The following is a 21,452-nucleotide window of genomic DNA, read 5'->3' as shown; positions in this document are numbered from 1 at the left end:
CCGGGACGTGTCAGCGGGAGAAGGCGGCGGCGACCCGGATCAGCCGGTCGTTGGCCTCGGTCTCGCCGACGGAGACCCGGGCGCCCTCGCCGGCGAACGGGCGCACGACGATGCCGGCCTCGTCGGCGGCGGCCGCGAACTCCGCGGTCCGCTCGCCGAGCTCGAACCAGACGAAGTTGCCCTGCGCTTCGGGCACGTCCCAGCCCGCGTCCCTCAGGCCGGCGACGACGCGGGCGCGCTCGGCGACCAGCGCCTCGACGCGCTCCAGCAGCTCGTCCTCACGCTCCAGCGACGCGGTCGCCGCGGCCTGCGCGACGGTCGAGACGCCGAACGGCAGCGACACCGCGCGCAGCGCGCCCGCGATGGGGGCGGGCGCGACGGCGTACCCGACCCGGAAGCCGGCCAGGCCGTAGGCCTTGGAGAACGTGCGGGTCAGCACGACGTTGTCGTGCTGACCGTAGGTCGCGATCCCGTCGACCGCGTCGTCCATCCGCACGAACTCGACGTACGCCTCGTCGACCACGACGAGGACGTGGGACGGCACCTGCGCGATGAACGCGTCGAGCTCGGACTGCGTCACCGCCGGGCCGGTCGGGTTGTTCGGCGTGCAGACCAGCACCACCTTGGTGCGGTCGGTGATCGCCGCGGCCATCGCGTCGAGGTCGTGGCGGCCGTCCGCGCGGACCGGCACCCGGACCGCCGTCGCGGCGGCCGCGGTGACCGCGATGGGGTACGCCTCGAACGAGCGCCAGGCGAAGACGACCTCGTCCCCGGGATCGCAGAACGCCTGCACCAGCTGGTAGATCAGGCCGACCGAGCCGGTGGCGACCGAGAGGTGCTCGGCCGGCACGCCGAGCCTCCGCGCCAGCGCCTCGTAGAGCGCGACGCTGCCCATGTCGGGGTAGCGGTTCATCGCACCGACGCCGGCCTGCACGGCCTCGACGACACCGGGCAGCGGCGGGTAGGGGTTCTCGTTCGACGACAGCTTGTAGGAGGTCATCCCGGGGCGCACCGTCGGCGGCTTCCCGGCGACGTACGGCGGGATCTCCGCGACGTTCCGCCGGGGCTGAGGAGTGGTCATGCGAGCAGGCTAACGGCGGCGCCACGGGCGCAGGACGAGGGCGAGCAGCAGCCCGATCCCCACCCCGATCGCGGCTCCGGTCACGTTGTCGATGACGTCGGTGACATCGCAGGCGCGGTCGATCCGGGCCAGCGCGAGCTGGGTCGCCTCGATCGCGATCGAGTACGCCGCCAGCAGCGCCAGCCCCACGGGCACCCCGGTCCAGGCGACCCGCGGCCACCGGGCCAGCGCGAGGACGAGCAGGACCCCGGACGGCACGAAGACGACGGTGTTGAGCATCCGCTGGCCGCCGGCGAAGATCCAGAACCCGTCGGGCGCGGGCCCGCCGATGTCCCACGAGCAGGTGGTCAGCCGGCCCTCCGCGGACACGACGCCGGGGGCGCCGTTCGCCGGGATCAACGTGATGCTCGCGATCACCGCGAGCGACCACACGAAGCCGGCGACGGCCAGCGCGCCGCACCACCCGAGCCGCGGCCGGAGCACGACCGCCAGGGCGGCGCAGACCACGCCGGAGAGCACGACGAGGCCGAGCATGACCTCGACGCCACCGACCGGGAACACGCAGCCGAGGTTAGCGGGGCAGGTCGATCCGTCGAGACACCCGGAACGGCCCCTGAACCGCCCGGGCAAGGGCCGTTCCGGGTGTCTCGACGGGAGATGAGGGGCGAGCGCGAGCCCTACGGGATGAGGACCTCGCCTCCCGGCACGACCGGCAGGTCGCGACCGAGGCGGACGTCGACCGGGTTGGTCAGGCAGCGGATCGAGCCGCCGCCCTTGTGGAACTCCGACAGGTCGACGAGGACGACCTCGAAGCCCCACTCCTCGAGCTGCGCGCGCACGCGGTCGGGGCAGGCCGGCATCACGACGAACTTGCCGAGGACGATCGAGTTCGCGCAGAACGTCGTCAGCGCCTCCTCCTCGGCGAGCACCAGCGGCTCGGGCACGAGGTCGAGCAGCGCGGCCGCCGACGCCTCGTCGAGGGCCGCGGGGCAGACCAGCGCGCGGCGGTCGTCGAGCGGGCAGAACGCCAGGTCGAGGTGGTACATCCCGGGGTGGGTGATGCGGAGCCCCCGGACGCGGATGTCGAGGTCGGTGGCGAGGTGCTTGAGCGCGAGCTCCTCGGTGCGCGGGCCGTAGCCCACGACCAGCGCGTCGCCGAAGGCGAACGCGTCGCCGGCCTCGAGGTGGGCGCCGACACCGTCGCGACCGACGTACGACGTCGTGAAGTCGTGCGCGGCGAACCACGGCTGCGCGGAGAGGGTCTCCATCCGGCGCTCGGCGTAGCGCATGTGGGACATGACGACGTGGGAGGTGCCGTCCTCGCGGACCAGGCCGAGGCCGAGGTTCATCGCGTAGACCATGTCGGGCGCGTCCGCGCGCTGCGGCAGCACGTCGACGGTGCCGCCGAGGCGCTCGATGGTCGCGACCAGCTCGCGCCACTGCGACATCGCCAGCGCCGGGTCCGGCTGGTCGGCGGGGTCCATGAACGGGTTGATGACGTACTCCACGCGGAAGTGCGTCGGCTCGACCATGACGTAGTGGCGGCCCCAGGACAGCTCCATGGATTCCCTCCCTCGATGATTGCTTGGTTGTCAGACAATCTGACAGTCGGAGTGTAGAGCACAATGACCCGCATGACCGATTCGGGCGCCAACCGGTTCGGCACCCTCCACCTCGAGCTCTCCTCGACGGTCGACCGGGTCGCCGACGAGCTCCGCCGCGCGGTCTTCGACGGCGAGCTCGAGTCCGGTACGCCGCTGCGCGAGGTCGCCCTCGCGGAGTCGCTCGGCGTCTCCCGGCCGACGGTGCGCGAGGCGCTCGGCGTGCTCGTCGCCGAGGGGCTGGCCACCCGCGAGCCCAACCGCGGCGTGTCGGTCGCCACCCCCGATCCGGACTCGGTCCGCGACATCTGCCGGGCCCGCTGGGTCCTGGAGGGCGCCGGCGTCCGCCGCTGGCCGCAGGCGGACGAGGCGCACCGCGACGCCGTGCGCACCTCGCTGGTGCGCTACACCAGCGCGGTCCGCGCGGGAGGCTCCTACCAGGAGCTCAACGAGCGCCACCTGGCCTTCCACGTGTCACTCGTCGGCCTCGCCGACTCCCCGCGGCTGGTCGCGATGGCCGAGAGCCTCATGGTCGAGCTCAAGCTCGCGCTCGCCCAGGTCGACCGGATCCGCCGCAACGCCCACGACCAGGCCGAGACCCACACCCAGCTGGTGATGCTGCTCGAGCGCGGCGACGTCGACGGAGCCTCGGCGTTCCTGGAGAAGCACCTCGCCGACGCGGAGACGTCGATCCTCAGCGCCCTGGGCCTCGACGGACGCCTCACCCCGTAGGGTCGGACCCGTGGCTCTCCTCAAATTCCTCGGGTGGCTCGCCACCAACTTCGTCGCGCTGGCCGCGGCGGTGTGGATCTTCGACGACATCGGCTTCCCCGGCCCGTCCGGATGGGACGAGATCGCCGACAACTTCTGGGCCCTGCTCTTCGTGGCCCTGCTGCTGGGCATCGTGAACTCGTTCGTGAGCCCGATCATCAAGTTCCTGTCGATCCCGTTCATCATCATCACGCTCGGGCTGATGCTGCTGGTGATCAACGCGCTCATGCTGCTCTTCACCGAGTGGCTGGCCGGGCTCTTCGACTCCGACTTCTTCGTCGACGGGTTCTGGAACGCCGTGGGCGGCGCGATCGTGATCACGATCGTGACGTGGATCGTCGGCCTGCTCTTCGGTGACACCCAGGACGCCTGAGCCGCGACGGCCCGGCACCTACCGGGTCGTCCTGGTCTGCCTCGGCAACATCTGCCGCTCCCCGATGGCGCACGTCGTCCTCGAGGAGCGGCTCGCCGACGCCGGACTGGCCGACCGGGTCGTGGTGACCAGCTCGGGCACCGGCGGCTGGCACGTCGGCGACCCGATGGACCGCCGGGCGGCTGCGGCGCTGACGACGGCCGGGTACGACGCCTCGCGGCACCGCGCCCGGCAGTGGGCCGCCACCGATGCCGACGACGCCGACCTGGTGCTCGCGATGGACCACCAGAACCTCACCGACCTGGGCGGGCGCAGCGAGCGGGTCCGGCTGTTCCGCGATTTCGATCCCGTCGTTCCCGGTGGTGATGTACCGGACCCGTACTACGGTGGGGACTCCGGTTTCGAGGAGGTCCTCGCCATGGTCGAGAGAACGGCCGCAGCGTTGGTGGCAACCCTCGAGGAGCGGGCCTCGTGACCCGCCAGCCGCTGGTCGCCCGCCGGGCCGAGGAGCTCCTCGGCTCGTCGGTGGTGGCCACGGCGCCGGTCGCCGGCGGAGACGTCGCGACCGCCACCCGGCTGCGCCTCAGCGACGGCACCACCGCGCTGATGAAGACGCTCCCCCACGCCCCCGACGACTTCTTCACCGCCGAGGCGCGCGGGCTGCGCTGGCTCGACGAGGCCGTCCCGGACGGCGGCGCGCACGTGCCCGACGTGCTCGGCGTCGACCACGAGTGCCTGATCATCCGGTGGGTCGAGCCCGGCAAGAGCTCGGTCGACGCCGCGGCGGCCCTGGGCCGCGAGCTCGCCGCCACCCACCGGGCCGGCGCGGGCTCCTTCGGCCTGGACCACGAGGGCTACATCGGCCGGCTGCCGCTGCCGAACCGCCCCACCGACACCTGGGCGGAGTTCTACGCCGCCCGCCGGGTCCTCCCCTACCTCAAGCTGGCGCGCGACCGGGGCGCCGCGACCGACGCCGACGCCGAGGCGATCGAGGCCGTGCTCCCCCGCCTCGGCGAGCTGGTGCCCGAGGAGCCCCCGGCCCGCCTGCACGGCGACCTCTGGAACGGCAACGTCCTCTGGGGACTCGACGGGAACACGTGGCTGATCGACCCGGCGGCGTACGGCGGGCACCGCGAGGTGGACCTCGCGATGCTCACGCTCTTCGGCCTGCCGCACCTGCCGCGGGTGCTCGACGCCTACCACGAGGCCGCGCCGCTCGCGGACGGCTGGGAGGACCGGGTGGGGCTGCACCAGCTGTTCCCGCTGCTGGTGCACGCGTGCATGTTCGGCGGCGGGTACGCCGGGCGGGCGGCCGAGGTCGCGAAGCGGTACGCCTGACCGGTCGCACCGGTTCTCAGTGGCGGCTCAGCCTCGGCTGGCACAGTAGGGGCGTGACCACCGCGCCCGGACCCCGGCCTCGCGTTCTCGTCGTCGACGACGACAAGGCCGTCCGGGAGTCCCTCCGCCGGTCGCTGGAGTTCAACGGCTACGACGTCGCCCTCGCCGGCGACGGCGCCGAGGCGCTCGCCGCGATCGCCGCCGCGTCCCCCGACGTCGTCGTGATGGACGTGATGATGCCGCGGCTCGACGGCCTCGAGGCGACCCGCGCCCTACGCACCGCCGGCAACGACCTGCCGATCCTCGTGCTCACCGCCCGCGACGCCGTGGGCGACCGGGTCGAGGGCCTCGACGCCGGTGCCGACGACTACCTGACCAAGCCGTTCGCCCTCCAGGAGCTGCTCGCCCGGCTCCGCGCGCTGCTGCGCCGGGTCGCCCCGCGCGAGGACGCGGAGGACGAGGTGCTGGCCTTCTCCGACCTCTCCATGGACATCGCGACCCGCGAGGTGCGGCGCGGCGACCGCGCGATCGAGCTGACCCGCACCGAGTTCTCCCTGCTGGAGCTCTTCCTGCGCCGGCCCCGCCGCGTGCTGGAGCGCTCGTTCATCCTCGAGGAGGTCTGGGGCTACGACTTCCCCACGACCGCCAACTCCCTCGAGGTCTACGTCGGGTACCTGCGCCGCAAGACCGAGGCCGAGGGTGAGACCCGCCTGATCCACACCGTGCGCGGCGTGGGCTACGTGCTGAAGGAATCGTGACCGTCCTGCCGAACCTCGGGCCGGACGGGCGCTGGCACTACCGCCGCTCGCTCGCCTCCCGCGTCACCGTCCTCACCGCGATCGCCGCCGGGGCCACTGTGCTGCTGGTCGCCTTCGGCGGCTACATCACCGTGCGCATGCAGCTCCAGGCCTCCCTCGACGACTCCCTCCGCGACCGCGCGACCAAGGCGGCCGGGGCCGAGACCCTGGCCGCCATCACCACGGCGGAGAGCTGCGACATCCCGGCCTGGGCGGTGGGCGCCGCCGACGTGCGCATCGCCGTGATCCAGATCGGCGACCCGCACCCGGTCCGCACCTGCGACCGGTCGCCCTCCCCGCTGGTGCTGGGCCAGCCGGAGGTCGACGTGGCCAAGGGCGAGCGGCGCGAGAGCATCCGCACCCTCTACGCCGGCGGCCAGGCGTACCGCGTCGTCACCGTCCCGACCTCGGCCGACGGCCAGGCCCTGGTCGTCGCCCAGTCCCTCCACGGCCAGGAGGTCGTGCTCCGCAAGCTCGGCATCGTGATGCTGCTCTTCGGCCTGGCCGGCGTCATCGCCTCCGGCATGGCCGGCTGGGCGGTCGCCCGCAACGGCCTCCGCCCGGTGCGCCGGCTGACCGCCTCGGTGGAGGAGATCGCCCGCACCGAGGACCTGCGGCCGCTGCCGGTCGAGGGCGACGACGAGATCGCCCGCCTGGCCAGCGCCTTCAACCAGATGCTCGCGGCCCTCGCCGCCAGCCGCGACCGCCAGCGCCAACTGGTCGCCGACGCCGGCCACGAGCTCCGCACCCCGCTCACGTCCCTGCGCACCAACCTCGACCTGCTCAGCCAGGCCGACAGCGCCGGCGGGCTCCCGCCCGGCGCGAAGGAGGAGCTGCTCGGCGACGTACGCGCCCAGATCGAGGAGATGACCACACTGATCGGCGACCTGGTCGAGCTGTCCCGCGACGAACCCCTGACCCACGTGGTCGAGCAGATCGACCTGGCCGACCTGGTCGACCGCACCGTCGCCCGGGTGCGCCGGCGCGCGCCGGGCGTCACCTTCGAGACCGACCTGGCGCCGTGGTTCCTCGTCGGCGAGGAGGCCGGCATCGAGCGCGCCGTGACCAACCTGCTCGACAACGCCGCGAAGTGGAGTCCCGCCAGCGGCACCGTGATGATCCGCCTCGAGGGCGGGGCGCTCGTCGTCGACGACGAGGGCCCGGGCATCGCGGCGGACGACCGGCCGCACGTCTTCGACCGGTTCTACCGCTCGCGCGAGTCCCGGGCGATGCCCGGATCCGGCCTCGGCCTCTCGATCGTCCGGCAGGTCGCCGAGCGGCACTCCGGCACCGTCGAGGCCGACGTCTCACCGTCCGGTGGTGCCCGCCTGACGATGTGGCTGCCGGGCTCGACCTCGCCCGTCCCGGACTGGACCCCGGCGCCGTGAGGGCCCTGGTGATGACCGTCGGGATGACCGTCGCGCTGACCGGCTGCGGGTCGCCGGACGAGCCGGAGCCGACCGCGGCCGACGCGGCCGGTGTCGGCTGGAGCCCGTGCGACGGTCTGACCGCCCAGGAGGTCGGGAGGATCGCCGGCCAGACCGTCAAGGAGAACAACGGCACCGAGGACGCGCCGCGCTGCGTGTTCCTGCCGGTGGAGAAGGGCGGCCCGGCGTACGACGTCAGCTACCTCTACTTCGACGGCGGTCTCGACAGCGCGCTCGATGCGATGGGCACCGTGGCAGAGCAGCTCGAGAGCGTCGACGTCCCCGGCGCCGAGGCCGCCCGGATCGCCGTGAAGGAGCGCCGGGACGGCATCCTCGTCACCGGCTTCGTGCAGACCGACGGCCTCGTGCAGAGCGTCAACGCCGTCCAACTCGAGGGCTTCGACCGCGACCGGCTCGTGACGAGCACCACGGCCCTCCTCGCCGAACTGGCGGCCGAGGCTCCGCGAGGATAGGGGCGTGACCGACACGCTCTCCTTCTTCACCCGCGACGGCGACGACCTCGTCCCGGCACCCCTGGCCTGCAGCATGTGGAGCGACGACCAGATGCACGGCGTCGCACTGAGCGGGGCGCTCGCCTGGGCCGCTGAGGCCGCGCTGGTGAGGGCCGGACGCACCGACCTGCGGCCGGCTCGCTGGGCGGTCGACCTGTTCAAGCCCGCCCGGATGGTCCCGTGCACGCTCACGACCGAGATCGAGCGCGAGGGCCGGCGGATCTGCCTGGTCGACGTGATCCTGTCCCAGGACGGCGAGCGGGTCGCTCGCGGGACGGCGACCTTCCTCAAGCCGTCGGAGACCACGGACGGCGAGGTCTGGGCGCCCACCGACCGCCCGGTCCCGCCGCCGCTCGACGTGGTGCCTCCCGCGGGCGACCAGCCGCGCGCGCCGTACGTGAAGTCGTCGGTGGACTGGTCGCAGAACTTCCTCGAGCACCAGAACGCCGACCGCAAGGCCTCGTGGAGCACCTCGGTGCCGATCGTGCCGGACCAGCCGCTGACGGGGTTCCAGGCCGCGGCCGCGACCGCGGACGGCACCAGCATGGTGACGAATTGGGGCAGCAACGGCGTCGAGTACATCAACACCGACATCACGATGACGCTCGCGCGCGAGCCCGAGGGGATCGAGATCGGCCTGCTCGCCACCGACCGCGTCGAGCACGACGGGATCGCGGTCGGCACGGCGGCGATGTTCGACCGGCGGGGCCCGCTGGGCACCGTGATGGTCGCGGCGCTCGCCAACGCCCGGCGGACGGTCGACATGGGGTCGGTCAGCTACACCGACGACGGGCGGCGCACGACCTCCTGACGGGCGCTCACGCCTCCAGCGCGCGCAGGAGCCGCTCGGCCTTCCAGCGCGACTCGGCGTACTCCTCGTCCACCGCGGACCGGACGGTGATGCCGCCCCCGGTGCCGAGCCGGTAGGTACCGTCGCCGGCGGTCATCAGGCTGCGGATCACCACGCCGAGGTCCGCGCGGCCGTCGGCGGCGACCCACCCGAAGGCTCCGGCGTAGGCACCACGCGGCGTGTCCTCGACGTCCTCGATCACCTGCATCGTGCGCAGCTTCGGCGCGCCGGTCATCGAGCCGGCCGGGAACAGCGCGCGCAGCGCGCCGACGGTGGTGACGTCGTCGCGCAGGCGGCCCCGGACGGTGCTGACCAGCTGGTGCACCGACTCGTAGGACTCCACGTCCATCAGGCTCGGGACCGTGACGGTGCCGGGTGCGCAGACCATCGCGAGGTCGTTGCGGAGCAGGTCGACGATCATCAGGTTCTCGGCGCGGAACTTGGGGTCGCTGGCGAGGTGCCGCCGGCTCTCCTCGTCCTCGGCGGGCGTCGCGCCGCGCGGGGTGGTGCCCTTGATCGGCTTGGTCTCCAGCGAGCGGTCGGCGCCGATGAGCGCGTACCGCTCCGGGCTGCTGCTGAGCAGCCACCCCCGCGCGCCGTCGACGTCGTGCTGCAGGAACCCGGCGTACGGCGCCGGATTGACCTCGCGCAGCCGCAGGTACGCCGCCAGCGGGTCGCGGGGACCGTCGGCCTCGAGCCGGTAGGTGAGGTTCACCTCGTAGCTGTTACCCGCCCGCAGCTGCTCCTGGACCTCGGCGAAGGCCGCGGCGTAGGCGGCATCGGGCGGTGGAGGAAGGCGCTCTGCGCCGGTCTCGAAACCGTCGGGGACGCGGGGTTCGTGGTCGAAGAACCGCAGCTCACGTGGCCGCATCCACACCGCGTCGGGCAGTGCGTCGGGCGTCTCGTCGCCCACCGCGGCCGGCAGGTCGGGGCGGCAGGCGTAGCCGAGGTAGCCGACCCAGTGGTCGTCGGGCGAGCCGGCGGCGAGCTCGGCCTCGAGCGCCGCGAACACGTCGGAGCCGACGACCTCGGCCCGCCCGTCGGCGTGCCGGGTGACCTCGCGCCGGGCGGCCGAGTAGGTCAGCGACACGTCGTCCTCGTCCAGCCAGCCGACCATCGACCGGCGCCCGGACCACTCGCGGGCGCCACCGCCGTCGAGCCAGAAGCAGCGCCGGTGCCCGGCGGCCACCGAGGAGAAGAACGGCACCGGGTCGGTCACGACATCCCCAGGAAGGTCGCGACCATGCGGGCACCGTGCTCGGAGAGGATCGACTCGGGGTGGAACTGCACGCCCTCCAGCGGCAGCGTCCGGTGCCGCACGCCCATCACGACGTCGCCCGCCCACGCGGACACCTCGAGCTCGTCGGGCACCGACAGCGCCGCGAGGGAGTGGTAGCGCACGGCCGCGAACCCGTCGGGCAGGCCGGCGAAGACGCCGCGGCCGTCGTGCGTCACGGTCGCCACCTCGCCGTGGGCGGGCTCGACCCGGCCCACCTCCCCGCCGTACGCCGTGACGAGGCCCTGCATCCCGAGGCAGACCCCGAGCACCGGGCGGGTGCCGGCGGCCAGCACCGCGCGGCCGACCGCGAAGTCGGCCGGGTCGGCGGGGTGCCCGGGGCCGGGCGAGAGCACCACGTGCGTGTGCGCGAGCACCTCGTCCGCGGAGACCTCGTCGTGCTGGACGACAGCGGGCAGGACGCCGGTCACCGAGGCGACGAGGTGGACGAGGTTCCACGTGTAGGAGTCGTGGTGGTCGACCACGACCACGTCAAGAACCACGGGCGCAACCTACTCCACACATGGGAAGGGCCCGATGAAGCTGGGGGGCAGTCTTCACCGGGCCCATGAGCGGGTTCCCGCCGTGTTACGTGACGAAGTCTAGCGGCTCAGTGATCCGGTGTAACCGTTTCGAGGAGAAGCTCTCGGACGAAGTCATGGATGAGGTCGTAGCCGTGCTCGGTGAGGATGGATTCAGCGTGGAACTGGATCCCCTGGAAGTGCGGACCGCGCACCCGGTGGACGTCACCGGTCTGGACATCCGCCTCGACCTTCACCCCGTCGGGTGGAGCGGCGTCGTCGCCGAGCCGGGCGACGAAGGTGTTGTAGAAGCCCACGCGCTCGGTGCGGCGCTCGATCTCGACCGGCGACTGGGTGCCCTGGAACACGATGTCCTTGTAGTGCAGCCCGATGCCGAGGTGGTGGCACAGCGCCTGGTGGCCCAGGCAGACCGCGAGGAACGGCCGCTCGGCGGCCATCAGCTCGGCGACAGCGGCACGCAGGTTGGCCATCTTCGGGTCGTCGTCGTCGCGCGGGTCGCCCGGCCCGGGCCCGACGATCACCAGGTCGAACCCGTCCAGGGAGCCGGGCGCGTAGTCCTCGTGCCGGACCACCTCGCTGGTCATGCCGAGCACGCCGAGGACGTGGCGCAGCATGTTCACGAAGTCGTCCTCGCCGTCGAGGATCACCACGCTCTTGCCGGCCAGCCGCGGGTCGGGCGGCGAGCCGCCCTGGTCGGTGAGCCAGAACGACGACAGCCGCCGGTTGCGCTTGTTGAGCGCGAGCAGCACGTCCTCGTCGTTCACGAGCTCGGCGACGTTCACCGACGGGGTCGGCGCCGGCTCGACCAGCCCGAAGGCGCTGAGGATGCCGCCGGCCTTGGCGTGCGTCTCGGCGACCTCGTACGCCGGGTCCGAGTCGCGCACGAGCGTCGCGCCCGCGGTCACGGTGAGCCGGCCGTCGAGGTCCACGTCGGCGGTGCGGATCACGATCGGGCTGTCGACGACCGGGCCGCCCTCGGCGTCGCGGCCGAGGATCGCGAGCGCGGCGCCGTAGTAGCCGCGGCCCTCGGTCTCGTACTTCTTGATCAGTCGACAGGCGTTCTCCACCGGCGACCCGGTCACGGTGGCGGCGTACATGGTGTCGCGCAGGACCTCGCGCGGGTCACGGCTGGTGCGGCCGGCGAGGAGGTACTCGGTGTGCACCAGGCGGCTCATCGGCTTGAGGAACGGGCCGAGCACCTGACCACCCTCGTGGCAGATGTCGCACATCATCTTGAGCTCCTCGTCGACGACCATGAAGAGCTCGTAGATCTCCTTCTCGTCGTCGAGGAACTCCAGCAGCTGCGCGCGGACGTCACCCTCGCGCGGGATCCGGAAGGTGCCGCTGATCGGGTTCATCCGGACGTCGCCGCCGTGGATGGTCACGTGCCGCTCCGGGCTCGCGCCGATCAGGTAGCGGTCCCCCGTGAAGAACAGGAAGGTCCAGTACGCCCCGCGCTCGCGCTCGAGCAGCCGGCGGAACACCTCGAGCGCCTTGCCGGCGCCCCAGTCCGCGACGGTCGCGCGGTAGTGGCGTCCGATCACCAGGTTCGCGCCCTCGCCCTGGCCGATCTCGTCCTCGATGATCGCGGCGACGAGCTTGCCGTAGTCCTCGTCGTCGGTCTCGAAGCCACCGCGGTCCGCGAACTCCACGGGTACGGCGTCGATCGCCTCGATCACCTCGGCCACCGTGAACTCCAGCTCGGCCTCGACGTCGACGACGACCAGCGGGGTCTCGTCGTCGTGCGCCTCGAACCCGCGCTCACGCACCTGCCGGAACGGCACCGCGAGCAGCCGGTCCGCGATGTGGCCGTCCTTCGGCACGCCCTGCTCGAGGGGGACGTCGAGGATCGACTCCACCACGCGGCGCGTCCCCCCGACGACCCCGACGGTGTCGCGGTCGCCGGCCCTCGTGGAGCGCCGGATGATCGCCCACGCCTCGTGCTCCTGGACGGCCGCGATGGCTTCCCGGGCTGAAGGCGTGTTCGTCATGCGACCAATCTAGGGGTCAGCCGATGACCGGCCCGCACCTGTCCGCGGCGCTCGCGCATCACGACAGGTCAGGACAGCGTGGTGAGGAGCTGGGTCGCGCGGGTCAGCACGACGTAGAGGGTGGCCCGGCCGGTGGCGGACTCGTCCTCGATCTCCTGCGGCCGCACCACCACGATGCCGTCGAACTCCAGGCCCTTGGTGTCGAGGCCGGTCAGCACGACGATCCGGTCGTCGCCGGACGGGGTGACCGAGGAGTCGATGGCGGCGCGGGCTCCCGGGGCGTCGTCGGCGAACTCCGACCAGGACGCCAGCCAGGCGTTGGCCTCCGAGCGCCGGGCGACCGGCACCACGATGCCGACCGTGCCCTCGACGCGTCCGGCGATCTCGGCCACCGCCGCGCGGGTCGCGGACTCGAGGTCGGCGTCCGCGACGCCCTCGACGGCCTGCGGGTCGACGCCGGTCGACCGGACGGCGGTCGGCAGGTCGGCGTCGAGGCCGACCCGCTCGGCGTACGCCGCGGCGAAGGCGTAGATCTCCGAGGAGTTGCGGTAGTTGGTCGAGAGGTGGAACTCGTGGAGGTCCTTGCCCTCCAGCGCGGCGGCCCGGGCCTCGGCGGCCTCGGCCGGCACCGGCCACGAGGACTGGGCCGGGTCGCCGACGATCGTCCACGACGCCGTACGGCCCCGGCGGCCGACCATCCGCCACTGCATCGGCGTGAGGTCCTGGGCCTCGTCGACGAGGACGTGCGCGAACGGGTCGTCCTCGATGCGGTGCGTGGGCGGCGCCCAGGCCCGGCCGCTCGGCGCGAACTCGCGGTCGGCGGCGGTGAACAGCTCCTGGACGTCGACGCCGCCTTCGAGCAGGCCGGTCTCGTCGAGGTCGCGCTCGTCGTCGGTGCGGGTCGGCACGTCGCCGATCGCGTAGCGCAGCTCGTCGAGCAGCGGGATGTCCTCGACGGTGAGCGCCGTGGACTCGGTCCACGACTTCGAGAGCAGCCGCTGCTCCTCGGGGCTGAGCACACCGTCGCCGACCCGGGAGAGCAGCTCGGGGTCGCGCAGCCAGCCGAAGACGGTGAGCGCGTCCAGCGGCGGCCACCAGGCGGCCACGAAGTCCAGGAAGTCGCGGTTGCCGAGCATGTCGTCGTTGAACGCCGCGCGGCCGCGGTCCCGGCCGCGCTCGCCGCGGACCTGGCGCCACATGGCGTCGAGCAGGGTGTTGGCCACCTTGGGCAGCTGCCGGTTGCGGCGGCCCTGGGACATCAGCTGGCGGCGCAGCCGACCGAGCTCGCCGCGGTCGAGCACGATCGTGTCGTCGCGCCAGAAGACCCGGAACTCGCGCGGGCTGCCGGGCGCCTGCTGCCGTGCGGTACGCCGGAGCAGCTCGGCCATGCGCTGCGCACCCTTGACGTCCGCGACCGCGGGGTCGTCGTGGCGGGTAGCACGGACGCCGTCGACCACCTCGCCGAGCGACCGCAGCGCGACCGCGGTCTCGCCGAGGCTCGGGAGGACCCGCTCGATGTAGCGCATGAACACGCCGCTCGGGCCGACGATCAGCACGCCGCCGCTCTCGTAGCGCCGGCGGTCGTTGTAGAGGAGGAAGGCCGCGCGGTGCAGCGCGACCACGGTCTTGCCGGTGCCGGGGCCGCCGGAGATCGACACCACGCCCTTGCCCGGCGCCCGGATCGCCCGGTCCTGCTCGGCCTGGATGGTCGCGACGATCGAGTGCATCGAGCGGTCGCGAGCGCGGGAGAGCTGCGCCATCAGCGCGCCCTCGCCGACGATCGGCAGCGAGGTCTCGGCCTCGGCGTCGAGGAGCTCGTCCTCCACGCCGACGACCTTCGGGCCGGCGCTGCGCAGCACCCGGCGGCGCACGACGTCGTGCGGCTCGGCGGCGGTGGCCTGGTAGAACACGGCGGCGGCGGGGGCGCGCCAGTCGATCAGGAGTGAGTCGCGGTTGGCGTCGCGCAGGCCGATCCGGCCGATGTAGCGAGGCTCCGGGTCGACCTCCTCGCGCAGGTCGAGGCGGCCGAAGACCAGCCCCTCGTGCGCGGCGTCGAGCTGCGCCATCCGGCGTGCGGCCTGGAACACCATGGCGTCGCGCTCCACGAGGCCGCCCTCGTGGCCCAGCCGCCCGCGGCTGTGGCCCTCCTTGGCGATCGCCTGCGCGGCCTTCGCGGACTCGGCCAGCTGCACGTACACCCGGTCCACGAACGCCTGCTCGGCGGCGATCTCGCGCTCGACCAGCTCTTCAGACAACGCTTGTTCCCCTCGTCCCGGACCGTTCCGGCAAGTGAACAAGCCTACCTGCGCCTGGACGGGCGCGTCTTCGGGATCCGGGATCGCCTGCTGCGCGACCCTCCGCATCCGATCTGGCGGCGTTGTCGGCGACTCGACGGGCCTCCGGCGCGCCTTCGCACCTCCGCCTTGACAGATCGGCGCGGAGCGCCGCTCGCGACGGCGCCGGACCGGAAGACCCGCCCTACTTCTTCCGGGAAAGGAACGCCGTCATCGCCTCGCGCGCCTCGTCGGAGGCGAACAGCCGCGCCGACAGCTCCGCCAGCTCGCCGCCCCGCTCGTCGAGCCGGGCGACCAGGTCGCGGTTGAGGATCCGCTTCGACTCGCGCAGGCCCTGGGCGGCGCCGGTGGCGAGGGACGCGCAGACCTTCGCGACCTCGGCGTCGAGCTCGTCGGTGGGCACCGCCGTCGTCGCCAGGCCGTACGCCGCCGCCTCGGTGCCGGTGAACACCTCGCCGCCGAGCGTGGTCAGCGCGGCGGCGCGCGGGTTCATCCGGGCGTGCACGGTGAGCGAGATGATGGCGGCCGCGAGCCCGAGCTTGACCTCGGTGAGCGCGAAGGTCGCGTCCGTGGACACGAGGACGATGTCCGAGGCCGCGACGATGCCGATGCCCCCGGCCCGGGTCGCGCCGACGACCTTCGTGACGACGGGCTTGTCGAGGGTGAGGATCAGCCGCTGGAGGTCGACGACCCGCCGGGCGCCCTCCTCCATGCCGCCCGAGGACGCCTCGGAGAGGTCGGCGCCGGAGCAGAACACGCGGTCGGCCGAGGTCAGCAGCACGACCTTCACGTCCGGGTCGGACCCGGCCCGCTCGAGCCGCTCGAACAGCTCGGTCACCAGCTGGCGCGAGAGCGCGTTGCGGTTGTGCGGCGAGTCGAGGGTGATGGTGGCGACGGAGTCCGCGGCGGCGTAGTGCACGAGCTCGGGCATGGGGCCCATCCTGCCCCACCCCCGACCCCGTCACCCGTCGGCCCGAGGTCAGTGCTTGATGCGCACCGTCCGGACGTCGCCGCCGATCTTCAGGTGCGCCTTCTTCATCTTGCCCAGCAGCTTCTTGCCGAGGGCGGTCTTGGTCAGGCGCAGCGTCGCCTTCGCGCCGGACTTGATCCGGTAGCCGCCCTTGGCGAGGACGGTGCCGGCCTTCACGGTCGTGCCGCCGATCTTCGTCGTCGACGCCGCGACCAGCGTGGCCACGCCCTGGCAGGTGCCGCCGCCCGCACCGCACTTCACGGTGGTGGAGACGACCTTGGACGAGGGCGACGCCACGAGCGGGGCCACCGGGACCACCGCGGGCGAGGTGTCGACCTGGACGGTGACGCTCGAGCTGTTGTCGGTGCTCGTCGTCTCCGGGGTCGACGTCGTCACGGTCGCCGTGTTCTTGATGGTGCCGCCCTGGTCGGCGCCCCTCTCGGTGCGGTTCTCCAGGCAGAGCAGGTAGAGCCTCGCCGACAGCGGGCCGTTGCTCGGGTTGTAGAGCTTGAACACCCGGATGATCGGCCGCGGGTCGTTGCCGAGGACGACGAGACCGGGGTCGACGTCGTAGCCGGCGACGATGCCCTTGGCGTCGTCCGCGCAGGTGAGCGTGAACTCCGCCGCCTGCCCGGCCGGGACGGTCACCGTCCTGCGGATCTCGTCGAGACCCAGCTGGTGGGTGTGCCCGTTCGCGGTGCTCACCAGGTCGTCCAGGCAGCGCATCGTGAAGGTGCCCGCGGTCGCGCCGCCGTCGTTGACGACGCCGAAGCGCCAGCCGTTGACGCCGTCGGGGTACGTCGTGACGACGGGGGCGGTCCCGTTCAGCTGGTAACCCGGCTGGATCGGGGTCTGGCCCGGGCCGCACGTCATCGTGATGTCGGTGCGGCCGGTGGGCAGGGCGTGGGTCTCGGACAGCTGCGCCCCCACCACGATGTCGTGGTGGTGGTTGCCGACCGTCTCGCTCTCGGTCTTCACGCAGACCGCGAACACCTTGGCCTGGGCCCGGCCCATGGCCTCGTTCACGAACGTCGTCCGCCAGCTGTCGTTGCCGATCGCCCGGTTCTCCGTCATGTGGACGTCGGCGAGGGTGCCGGTGCCCTGGTCGACGTGGTCGATGCGGCCCGACCCGTCGGTGACGACGTAGCCCGGCATGCAGGAGACGGTGCCGGTCGCCCGGTCGTCGTAGTCGACGTCCACGTGCACCTCGGTCTTCTGCACGTCGAACAGGTGCTGGTGGTCGGCGCCGATCGCCGGCAGCGGGTCCACCCTGGCCTGGACGTCCAGGGTGCGGGTGGCCCCGGCCGGCACCTTGCCGAGGGCGCAGGCGACGGTCGAGCCGGACCGGGTGCACGGGGTGTCCGCGGACACGTAGGTCACCCCGCTCGGCAGGGCGTCGGTCACGACCACGTCCATCGCGTCCGCGGCACCGGTGTTGGTGACGGTCAGCGTGTAGGTGATCACGTCACCGACCCGCGGCGTCGCGTCGTCGACGGTCTTCTTGACCTTGATGTTCGTGACCGTCGGCTGGACCGGGGTCGTCGTGGCGTCGGAGTCCTGCACGGTGCCGCCGCCGGGCGTCTTGCCGGTCGCGGTCGCGGTGTTGTCGACCCTGCCCGCGGTCACGTCGGCCTGGGTGATCGTGTAGGTCACGTCCGTGCAGTCGAAGGACTGGTCGGGCTCGAGGCCGCCCGACGGGCAGGTGACCGGGCCGACCTTCGGGTCCGAGACCGTCACCGGGTCGAGCTTGACGTTGCCGGTGTTGGTCACCCGGAACGAGTAGGTGATGGTGTCGCCGGCGTCCGGCCCGTTGCCGTCCACGTCGTCGATCGCGCTCGCGGTCTTGGAGAGCTGGATCGAGCCGGTGGCCGGCAGGTCCACGGTCCGGGAGTCGTCGTCGGTGACGGTGCCACCGCTCGGCGGGGTCCCGGTCACCTCGGCGGTGTTGTCCACCGAGCCGTGGTCGATGTCCTCCTGGGTGAGCGTGTAGACGCGCGGGTCGCAGTCCATCGACGCACCGGGAGCCAGCGGCGCGCTCGGGCAGGTCACCGGACCGACCTTGGGGTCGGCGACGGTGATGTTGGTCAGCGTGACGTTGCCGGTGTTCGTGACCCGGAACGTGTAGGTGATCGTGTCACCGTCGTCGATGCCGTTGCCGTTGACGTCGTGCACCGTGCTGGCGGTCTTCACCAGGTTGATGCTCGCGGTGGGCGCGACCGGCGTCGTGGTCGAGTCCTGCGCGGTCACCTCGGAGCCCACCGGGGGCTTGCCCGACGCCGTCGCGGTGTTGTCGACCTTGCCGGCGTTCAGGTCGGCCTGGGTCAGGACGTACGGCGCCGCGGTGCAGGTGACGCTCGCTCCCGGGGCGAGCTGGTTCGGCGAGCAGGTGACGGCGCCGACCTTGGGGTCGGTCACCGTGACCGGGGTGAGGGTCACGTTGCCGGTGTTGGTCACCGTGAAGCCGTAGGTGATCCTGTCGCCGGCGTCCGGCCCGTTGCCGTCGGTGTCGTCGATCGCGCTCGCGGTCTTCCTCAGCGTGATGGCCGGAGCGGCCGGGACCGGGGTCGTGGTCGAGTCCGTGTCGTTCACGCTGCTCCCGACCGGCGGCTTGCCGGTCGCGGTCGCGGTGTTGTCGACCTTGCCGTGGTTCACGTCGGCCTGGGTCAGCGGGTAGGTCACCGCGGTGCAGGTGACCTGGGCGCCCGGGGCGAGCGGCGTCGTCGGGCAGGTCACGGGGCCGACCTTCGGGTCCGCGACCGTCACCGGGTTCAGCGTCACGTTGCCGGTGTTGGTCACCTTGAACGAGTAGGCGATGGTGTCGCCGGCGTCCGGGCCGTTGCCGTCGGTGTCGGTGACCGCACCGGCCGTCTTGTCCAGCAGGATCGACGGGTACGCCGGGACCGGGGTGCTCGTCGAGTCCGTGTCGGTCACGTTCGCCCCCGCCGGCGGCTTGCCGGTCGCGGTCGCGGTGTTGTCGACCTTGCCGGCGTCCACGTCGGCCTGGGTGAGGGTGTAGCTCGCGACCGTGCAGGTCTTGCTCTGCCCGGGCGCGAGCGGGTCGGTCGGGCAGGTGATGGCGCCGACCTTCGGGTCGGAGACCGACCACGGGTCCAGCGTCACGGTGCCGACGTTGGTCACCTTGAACGTGTAGCTGATCTTGTCTCCGGCGTCCGCGCCGTTGCCGTCCTGGTCGAGGATGGCGCTCGCGGTCTTGTCGAGCTCGATCGCGGGCGTGCCCTGGAGGCCCGTCGTGGTCGAGTCGTCGGCGGTGACCTCGTCGCCCACCGGCGGCTTGCCGGTGACGGTCGCGGTGTTGTCCACCCGGCCCGCGTTCACGTCGGCCTGCGTCAGCGTGTAGACCTTGGTGGGGCAGGTCATCGACTGACCCGGGTTGAGCGTCGTGGTCGGGCACGGGATCGCGCCGCCGAGCTTCGGGTCGTTGACCGCGACCAGGGTCAGCGCGACGTTGCCGGTGTTGGTCACGACGAACGAGTAGCTGATCTGGTCACCCGCGTCGGCGCCGTTGCCGTCGAGGTCGTTGAGCGCCCCGGCGCTCTTGTCGATCTCGATCTTCGGGACCATCGGGACGACGACCGTGACCGCGTCGGTCGCGGTGACGTTCCCGCCGGTCGGCGGCTTGCCGGTGGCGGTCGCGGTGTTGTCCACCCGGCCCGCGTTCACGTCGGCCTGGGTCAGGGCGTACGGCGTGGCCGTGCAGGCGACGGTGGCTCCCGGGGCCAGCTGGTTCGGCGAGCAGGTGACGGTGCCGACCTTGGGGTCGCTGACCGTGACGGGGTTCAGCGGGACGTTGCCGGTGTTGGTCACCTTGAACGAGTAGGTGATGGTGTCGCCGGCGTCCGGGCCGTTGCCGTCGACGTCGGTGATCGGTCCCGCGGTCTTGTCGAGCGCGATGGCCGGGTTCGCGGGCACCGTGGTGGAGACGCTGTCGTCGTCGGTCACGGTCTGGCCGCCCGGGCCCGTGCCGGTCACGGTCGCGGTGTTGTCGACCTTGCCGGCGGTGACGTCGGCCTGGGTCAGCGGGTAGGTCTTGGGCGTGCAGGTCATGCTCGCGCCCACGGCCAGCGTCGTCTGCGGGCAGGTCACCGTGCCGACCTTGACGTCGGTGACCGCGATGGCGCTCAGTGCGACGTTGCCGGTGTTGGTGACCTTGAAGCCGTAGGTGATCGTGTCGCCGGCGTCCGGGCCGTTGCCGTCCAGGTCGTTGATCGCGCTTCCGGTCTTGTCGATCTCGATGGCCGGGTTCAGCGGCAGGTTCGTGAACGTGCAGACCACGGTGTGGCCCGAGGTCGACGGCATCGTGAAGGTGCCACCGTTGCCGGTGCCCTGCGCGACGGTGGTGCCGTCCGCGCTCTTCACGCACTTCCACGTGGTGGTGTAGTCGTTCAGGTCCGTGGTGCCGTTCCCGGTGGTCTGGGTGATCGTGTAGGTCGTGCTCGGCAGCACGACGACCGGGCCGGCGACCTCGCCGGCGTCGTCCTGGAGCCCGGTGTCGGTGCCGGTGGTCGTGCCCGTGTTGCCGCTGGTCACGCCGCCGCCGGTGAGCGTCACCTTGAACTGGTCGTTGTTGTGGTGGCGACCCTGCGGCAGGTCGACGCGGACCGATGCGGTGCTCGGCGCGCTGCACGACGCCATGTCGGAGAGGCTGGCCGAGACGGTCTTGGTCTGGACGAGCGCGCCGCTGGACGGGTTGACCTTGAGCACCTTGCCGGAGCTGGTGCCGATGACGAGGTGGCCGTCGGCGTTGAAGGCCATCGAGGCGTACTGGCCGGAGTTGTCCGGCAGGGTCGCGAGGACCGTCGCGGCGAGGGCCGAGCTGCCCGCGCTGGTGGGGACCGGCGCGTTGACGCGCGCGAAGGTCCCGGCGGCCGTGGTGCTGGCGTTGCTGACGACGTACAGGTTGCCGACGGCGTCGAAGGCGAAGTCACCGTTGTTGGAGAGGCCCGAGATCGTCGCGACCTGACCGATGGAGGCGTTGGTGTTCGTGTTGAACGCGAACACCTTCCAGGTCGAGCCGCCGGAGGCGTAGTAGTAGATGCCGTTGGCCGGGTTGATGGCGCCGGCGATCACGCTGCTGGCGCTGGTGTTCGCGGGCGCGTTCCACGTGTCGGCGTCGTTGGTGTCAGCGTCGAAGCGGACGACCTGGTTGTCGGCCCGGTTGAACGCGTAGATGTAGCGCCCCCCGCCGCTGGGCAGCGCGAGCGCGTTGAGGTCGTCGCGGCTGCTCGCCGGGATGGTGCCGTTCGACGTCAGCGTGCCGGCCGTCGGGTTGATCCTGCTCAGCACGTGCGAGTCGCCGTCGATGCTGTAGACCGCGTCGGTGGTGCACACGAACCGCGGTGAGCTGGACGACCCGGCGGACCCGGTCGCCTGCGCGGGCGCCGCGGGCAGCAGCACCAGGGAGAGGGCTCCGAGGACCAGTGCCACGGACAGCACGATCACGGCGTACCGGCGTGCCCGGTCGTGCGGATGCTCCGAAATTGCGCGCGTCAGCGACGTCATCGCCTGGCCCCCCAGCCTCAGCCCGTTCCCGGGCAGTACAGATGCGACTTCTGGGCAACCGTAGGGGTGGATCCGGGGCGCACACCCCGTCTTGAGCAAATCCTGAGGT

At 72.3% G+C, this 21,452-nt stretch carries 17 protein-coding genes; 8 read left to right on the top strand and 9 right to left on the bottom strand.

All coding sequences use genetic code 11. The features are described from left to right. Nucleotides 1-10: 10 nt before the first annotated feature. The 3 genes from hisC to ACYQ0U_RS03840 all read right to left on the bottom strand — a co-directional run bounded on the left by hisC (nt 11) and on the right by ACYQ0U_RS03840 (nt 2,643). On the bottom strand, nt 11-1,081 hold the full coding sequence (gene hisC / locus ACYQ0U_RS03850; protein ID WP_459969609.1) for a histidinol-phosphate transaminase: 1,071 nt from the start codon (nt 1,079-1,081) through the stop codon (nt 11-13). Nucleotides 1,082-1,090: 9 nt separating this feature from the next. After that, nucleotides 1,091-1,642 carry a VanZ family protein gene (locus ACYQ0U_RS03845; RefSeq protein WP_459969608.1) on the bottom strand — a complete coding sequence of 184 codons (552 nt, stop codon included), beginning with the start codon at nt 1,640-1,642 and terminating at the stop codon, nt 1,091-1,093. Between the two features lie 116 nt (nt 1,643-1,758). Next, a complete protein-coding gene (locus tag ACYQ0U_RS03840; RefSeq protein WP_459969607.1) occupies nt 1,759-2,643 on the bottom strand; it encodes a dimethylarginine dimethylaminohydrolase family protein in 885 nt (294 codons plus the stop codon). A gap of 72 nt (nt 2,644-2,715) precedes the next feature. On the opposite strand from ACYQ0U_RS03840, the gene ACYQ0U_RS03835 reads away from it, so the two are divergent. The 8 genes from ACYQ0U_RS03835 to ACYQ0U_RS03800 are packed head-to-tail and all read left to right on the top strand — an operon-like array spanning nt 2,716 to nt 8,711. Continuing rightward, on the top strand, nt 2,716-3,414 hold the full coding sequence (locus ACYQ0U_RS03835) for a GntR family transcriptional regulator (protein WP_459969605.1): 699 nt from the start codon (nt 2,716-2,718) through the stop codon (nt 3,412-3,414). A 10-nt stretch (nt 3,415-3,424) separates the two neighbouring features. Further along, a complete protein-coding gene (locus ACYQ0U_RS03830) occupies nt 3,425-3,826 on the top strand; it encodes a phage holin family protein (RefSeq protein WP_459969603.1) in 402 nt (133 codons plus the stop codon). Beyond that, entirely contained in the window at nt 3,807-4,301 is a 495-nt protein-coding gene (locus tag ACYQ0U_RS03825; protein ID WP_459969601.1) for a low molecular weight protein-tyrosine-phosphatase, read from the top strand. Before ACYQ0U_RS03830 ends, ACYQ0U_RS03825 begins: the two co-directional genes overlap by 20 nt. Beyond that, entirely contained in the window at nt 4,298-5,164 is an 867-nt protein-coding gene (locus ACYQ0U_RS03820) for a fructosamine kinase family protein (protein WP_459969599.1), read from the top strand. The genes ACYQ0U_RS03825 and ACYQ0U_RS03820 overlap by 4 nt, the downstream gene beginning before the upstream one ends. A gap of 53 nt (nt 5,165-5,217) precedes the next feature. After that, nucleotides 5,218-5,922 carry a response regulator transcription factor gene (locus ACYQ0U_RS03815; protein ID WP_459969596.1) on the top strand — a complete coding sequence of 235 codons (705 nt, stop codon included), beginning with the start codon at nt 5,218-5,220 and terminating at the stop codon, nt 5,920-5,922. Then, on the top strand, nt 5,919-7,349 hold the full coding sequence (locus ACYQ0U_RS03810) for a sensor histidine kinase (protein ID WP_459969594.1): 1,431 nt from the start codon (nt 5,919-5,921) through the stop codon (nt 7,347-7,349). The genes ACYQ0U_RS03815 and ACYQ0U_RS03810 overlap by 4 nt, the downstream gene beginning before the upstream one ends. Then, nucleotides 7,346-7,861 (top strand): hypothetical protein, encoded by a 516-nt coding sequence (locus ACYQ0U_RS03805; RefSeq protein WP_459969591.1) that lies wholly within the window; start codon nt 7,346-7,348, stop codon nt 7,859-7,861. The genes ACYQ0U_RS03810 and ACYQ0U_RS03805 overlap by 4 nt, the downstream gene beginning before the upstream one ends. Before the next feature lie 4 nt (nt 7,862-7,865). After that, the gene (locus ACYQ0U_RS03800) at nt 7,866-8,711 is read left to right on the top strand and encodes an acyl-CoA thioesterase domain-containing protein (protein ID WP_459969588.1); all 846 of its coding nucleotides are present in this window, start codon (nt 7,866-7,868) and stop codon (nt 8,709-8,711) included. A gap of 7 nt (nt 8,712-8,718) precedes the next feature. On the opposite strand, the gene ACYQ0U_RS03795 is transcribed toward ACYQ0U_RS03800, so the two are convergent. The 6 genes from ACYQ0U_RS03795 to ACYQ0U_RS03770 form a co-directional block, all read right to left on the bottom strand. Continuing rightward, nucleotides 8,719-9,969, bottom strand: a complete 1,251-nt coding sequence (locus ACYQ0U_RS03795) for an anthranilate synthase component I family protein (protein ID WP_459969586.1) — start codon at nt 9,967-9,969, stop codon at nt 8,719-8,721. After that, nucleotides 9,966-10,529: an anthranilate synthase component II gene (locus ACYQ0U_RS03790; protein WP_459969584.1), complete on the bottom strand. Its 564-nt coding sequence runs from the start codon at nt 10,527-10,529 to the stop codon at nt 9,966-9,968. Before ACYQ0U_RS03790 ends, ACYQ0U_RS03795 begins: the two co-directional genes overlap by 4 nt. A gap of 107 nt (nt 10,530-10,636) precedes the next feature. Next, the gene (locus tag ACYQ0U_RS03785; protein WP_459969582.1) at nt 10,637-12,559 is read right to left on the bottom strand and encodes an anthranilate synthase family protein; all 1,923 of its coding nucleotides are present in this window, start codon (nt 12,557-12,559) and stop codon (nt 10,637-10,639) included. 68 nt (nt 12,560-12,627) lie between these two features. Beyond that, a complete protein-coding gene (locus ACYQ0U_RS03780) occupies nt 12,628-14,814 on the bottom strand; it encodes a HelD family protein (RefSeq protein WP_459969580.1) in 2,187 nt (728 codons plus the stop codon). A gap of 223 nt (nt 14,815-15,037) precedes the next feature. Continuing rightward, nucleotides 15,038-15,784 (bottom strand): enoyl-CoA hydratase-related protein, encoded by a 747-nt coding sequence (locus tag ACYQ0U_RS03775; protein WP_459969578.1) that lies wholly within the window; start codon nt 15,782-15,784, stop codon nt 15,038-15,040. A gap of 48 nt (nt 15,785-15,832) precedes the next feature. Next, nucleotides 15,833-21,343, bottom strand: a complete 5,511-nt coding sequence (locus tag ACYQ0U_RS03770; RefSeq protein ID WP_459969577.1) for a DUF7507 domain-containing protein — start codon at nt 21,341-21,343, stop codon at nt 15,833-15,835. Nucleotides 21,344-21,452 lie beyond the last annotated feature (109 nt).

The organism is Nocardioides pyridinolyticus (assembly GCF_054653575.1).
This window is presented reverse-complemented; position numbering and strand designations above follow the sequence as displayed.

Coding starts and splice junctions, on each gene's coding strand:
- ACYQ0U_RS03775 (WP_459969578.1), bottom strand. CDS start 15,784: ATGCCCGAGCTCGTGCACTACGCCGCCGCGGACTCCGTCGCCACCATC.
- hisC (WP_459969609.1), bottom strand. CDS start 1,081: ATGACCACTCCTCAGCCCCGGCGGAACGTCGCGGAGATCCCGCCGTAC.
- ACYQ0U_RS03835 (WP_459969605.1), top strand. CDS start 2,716: ATGACCGATTCGGGCGCCAACCGGTTCGGCACCCTCCACCTCGAGCTC.
- ACYQ0U_RS03770 (WP_459969577.1), bottom strand. CDS start 21,343: ATGACGTCGCTGACGCGCGCAATTTCGGAGCATCCGCACGACCGGGCA.
- ACYQ0U_RS03840 (WP_459969607.1), bottom strand. CDS start 2,643: ATGGAGCTGTCCTGGGGCCGCCACTACGTCATGGTCGAGCCGACGCAC.
- ACYQ0U_RS03785 (WP_459969582.1), bottom strand. CDS start 12,559: ATGACGAACACGCCTTCAGCCCGGGAAGCCATCGCGGCCGTCCAGGAG.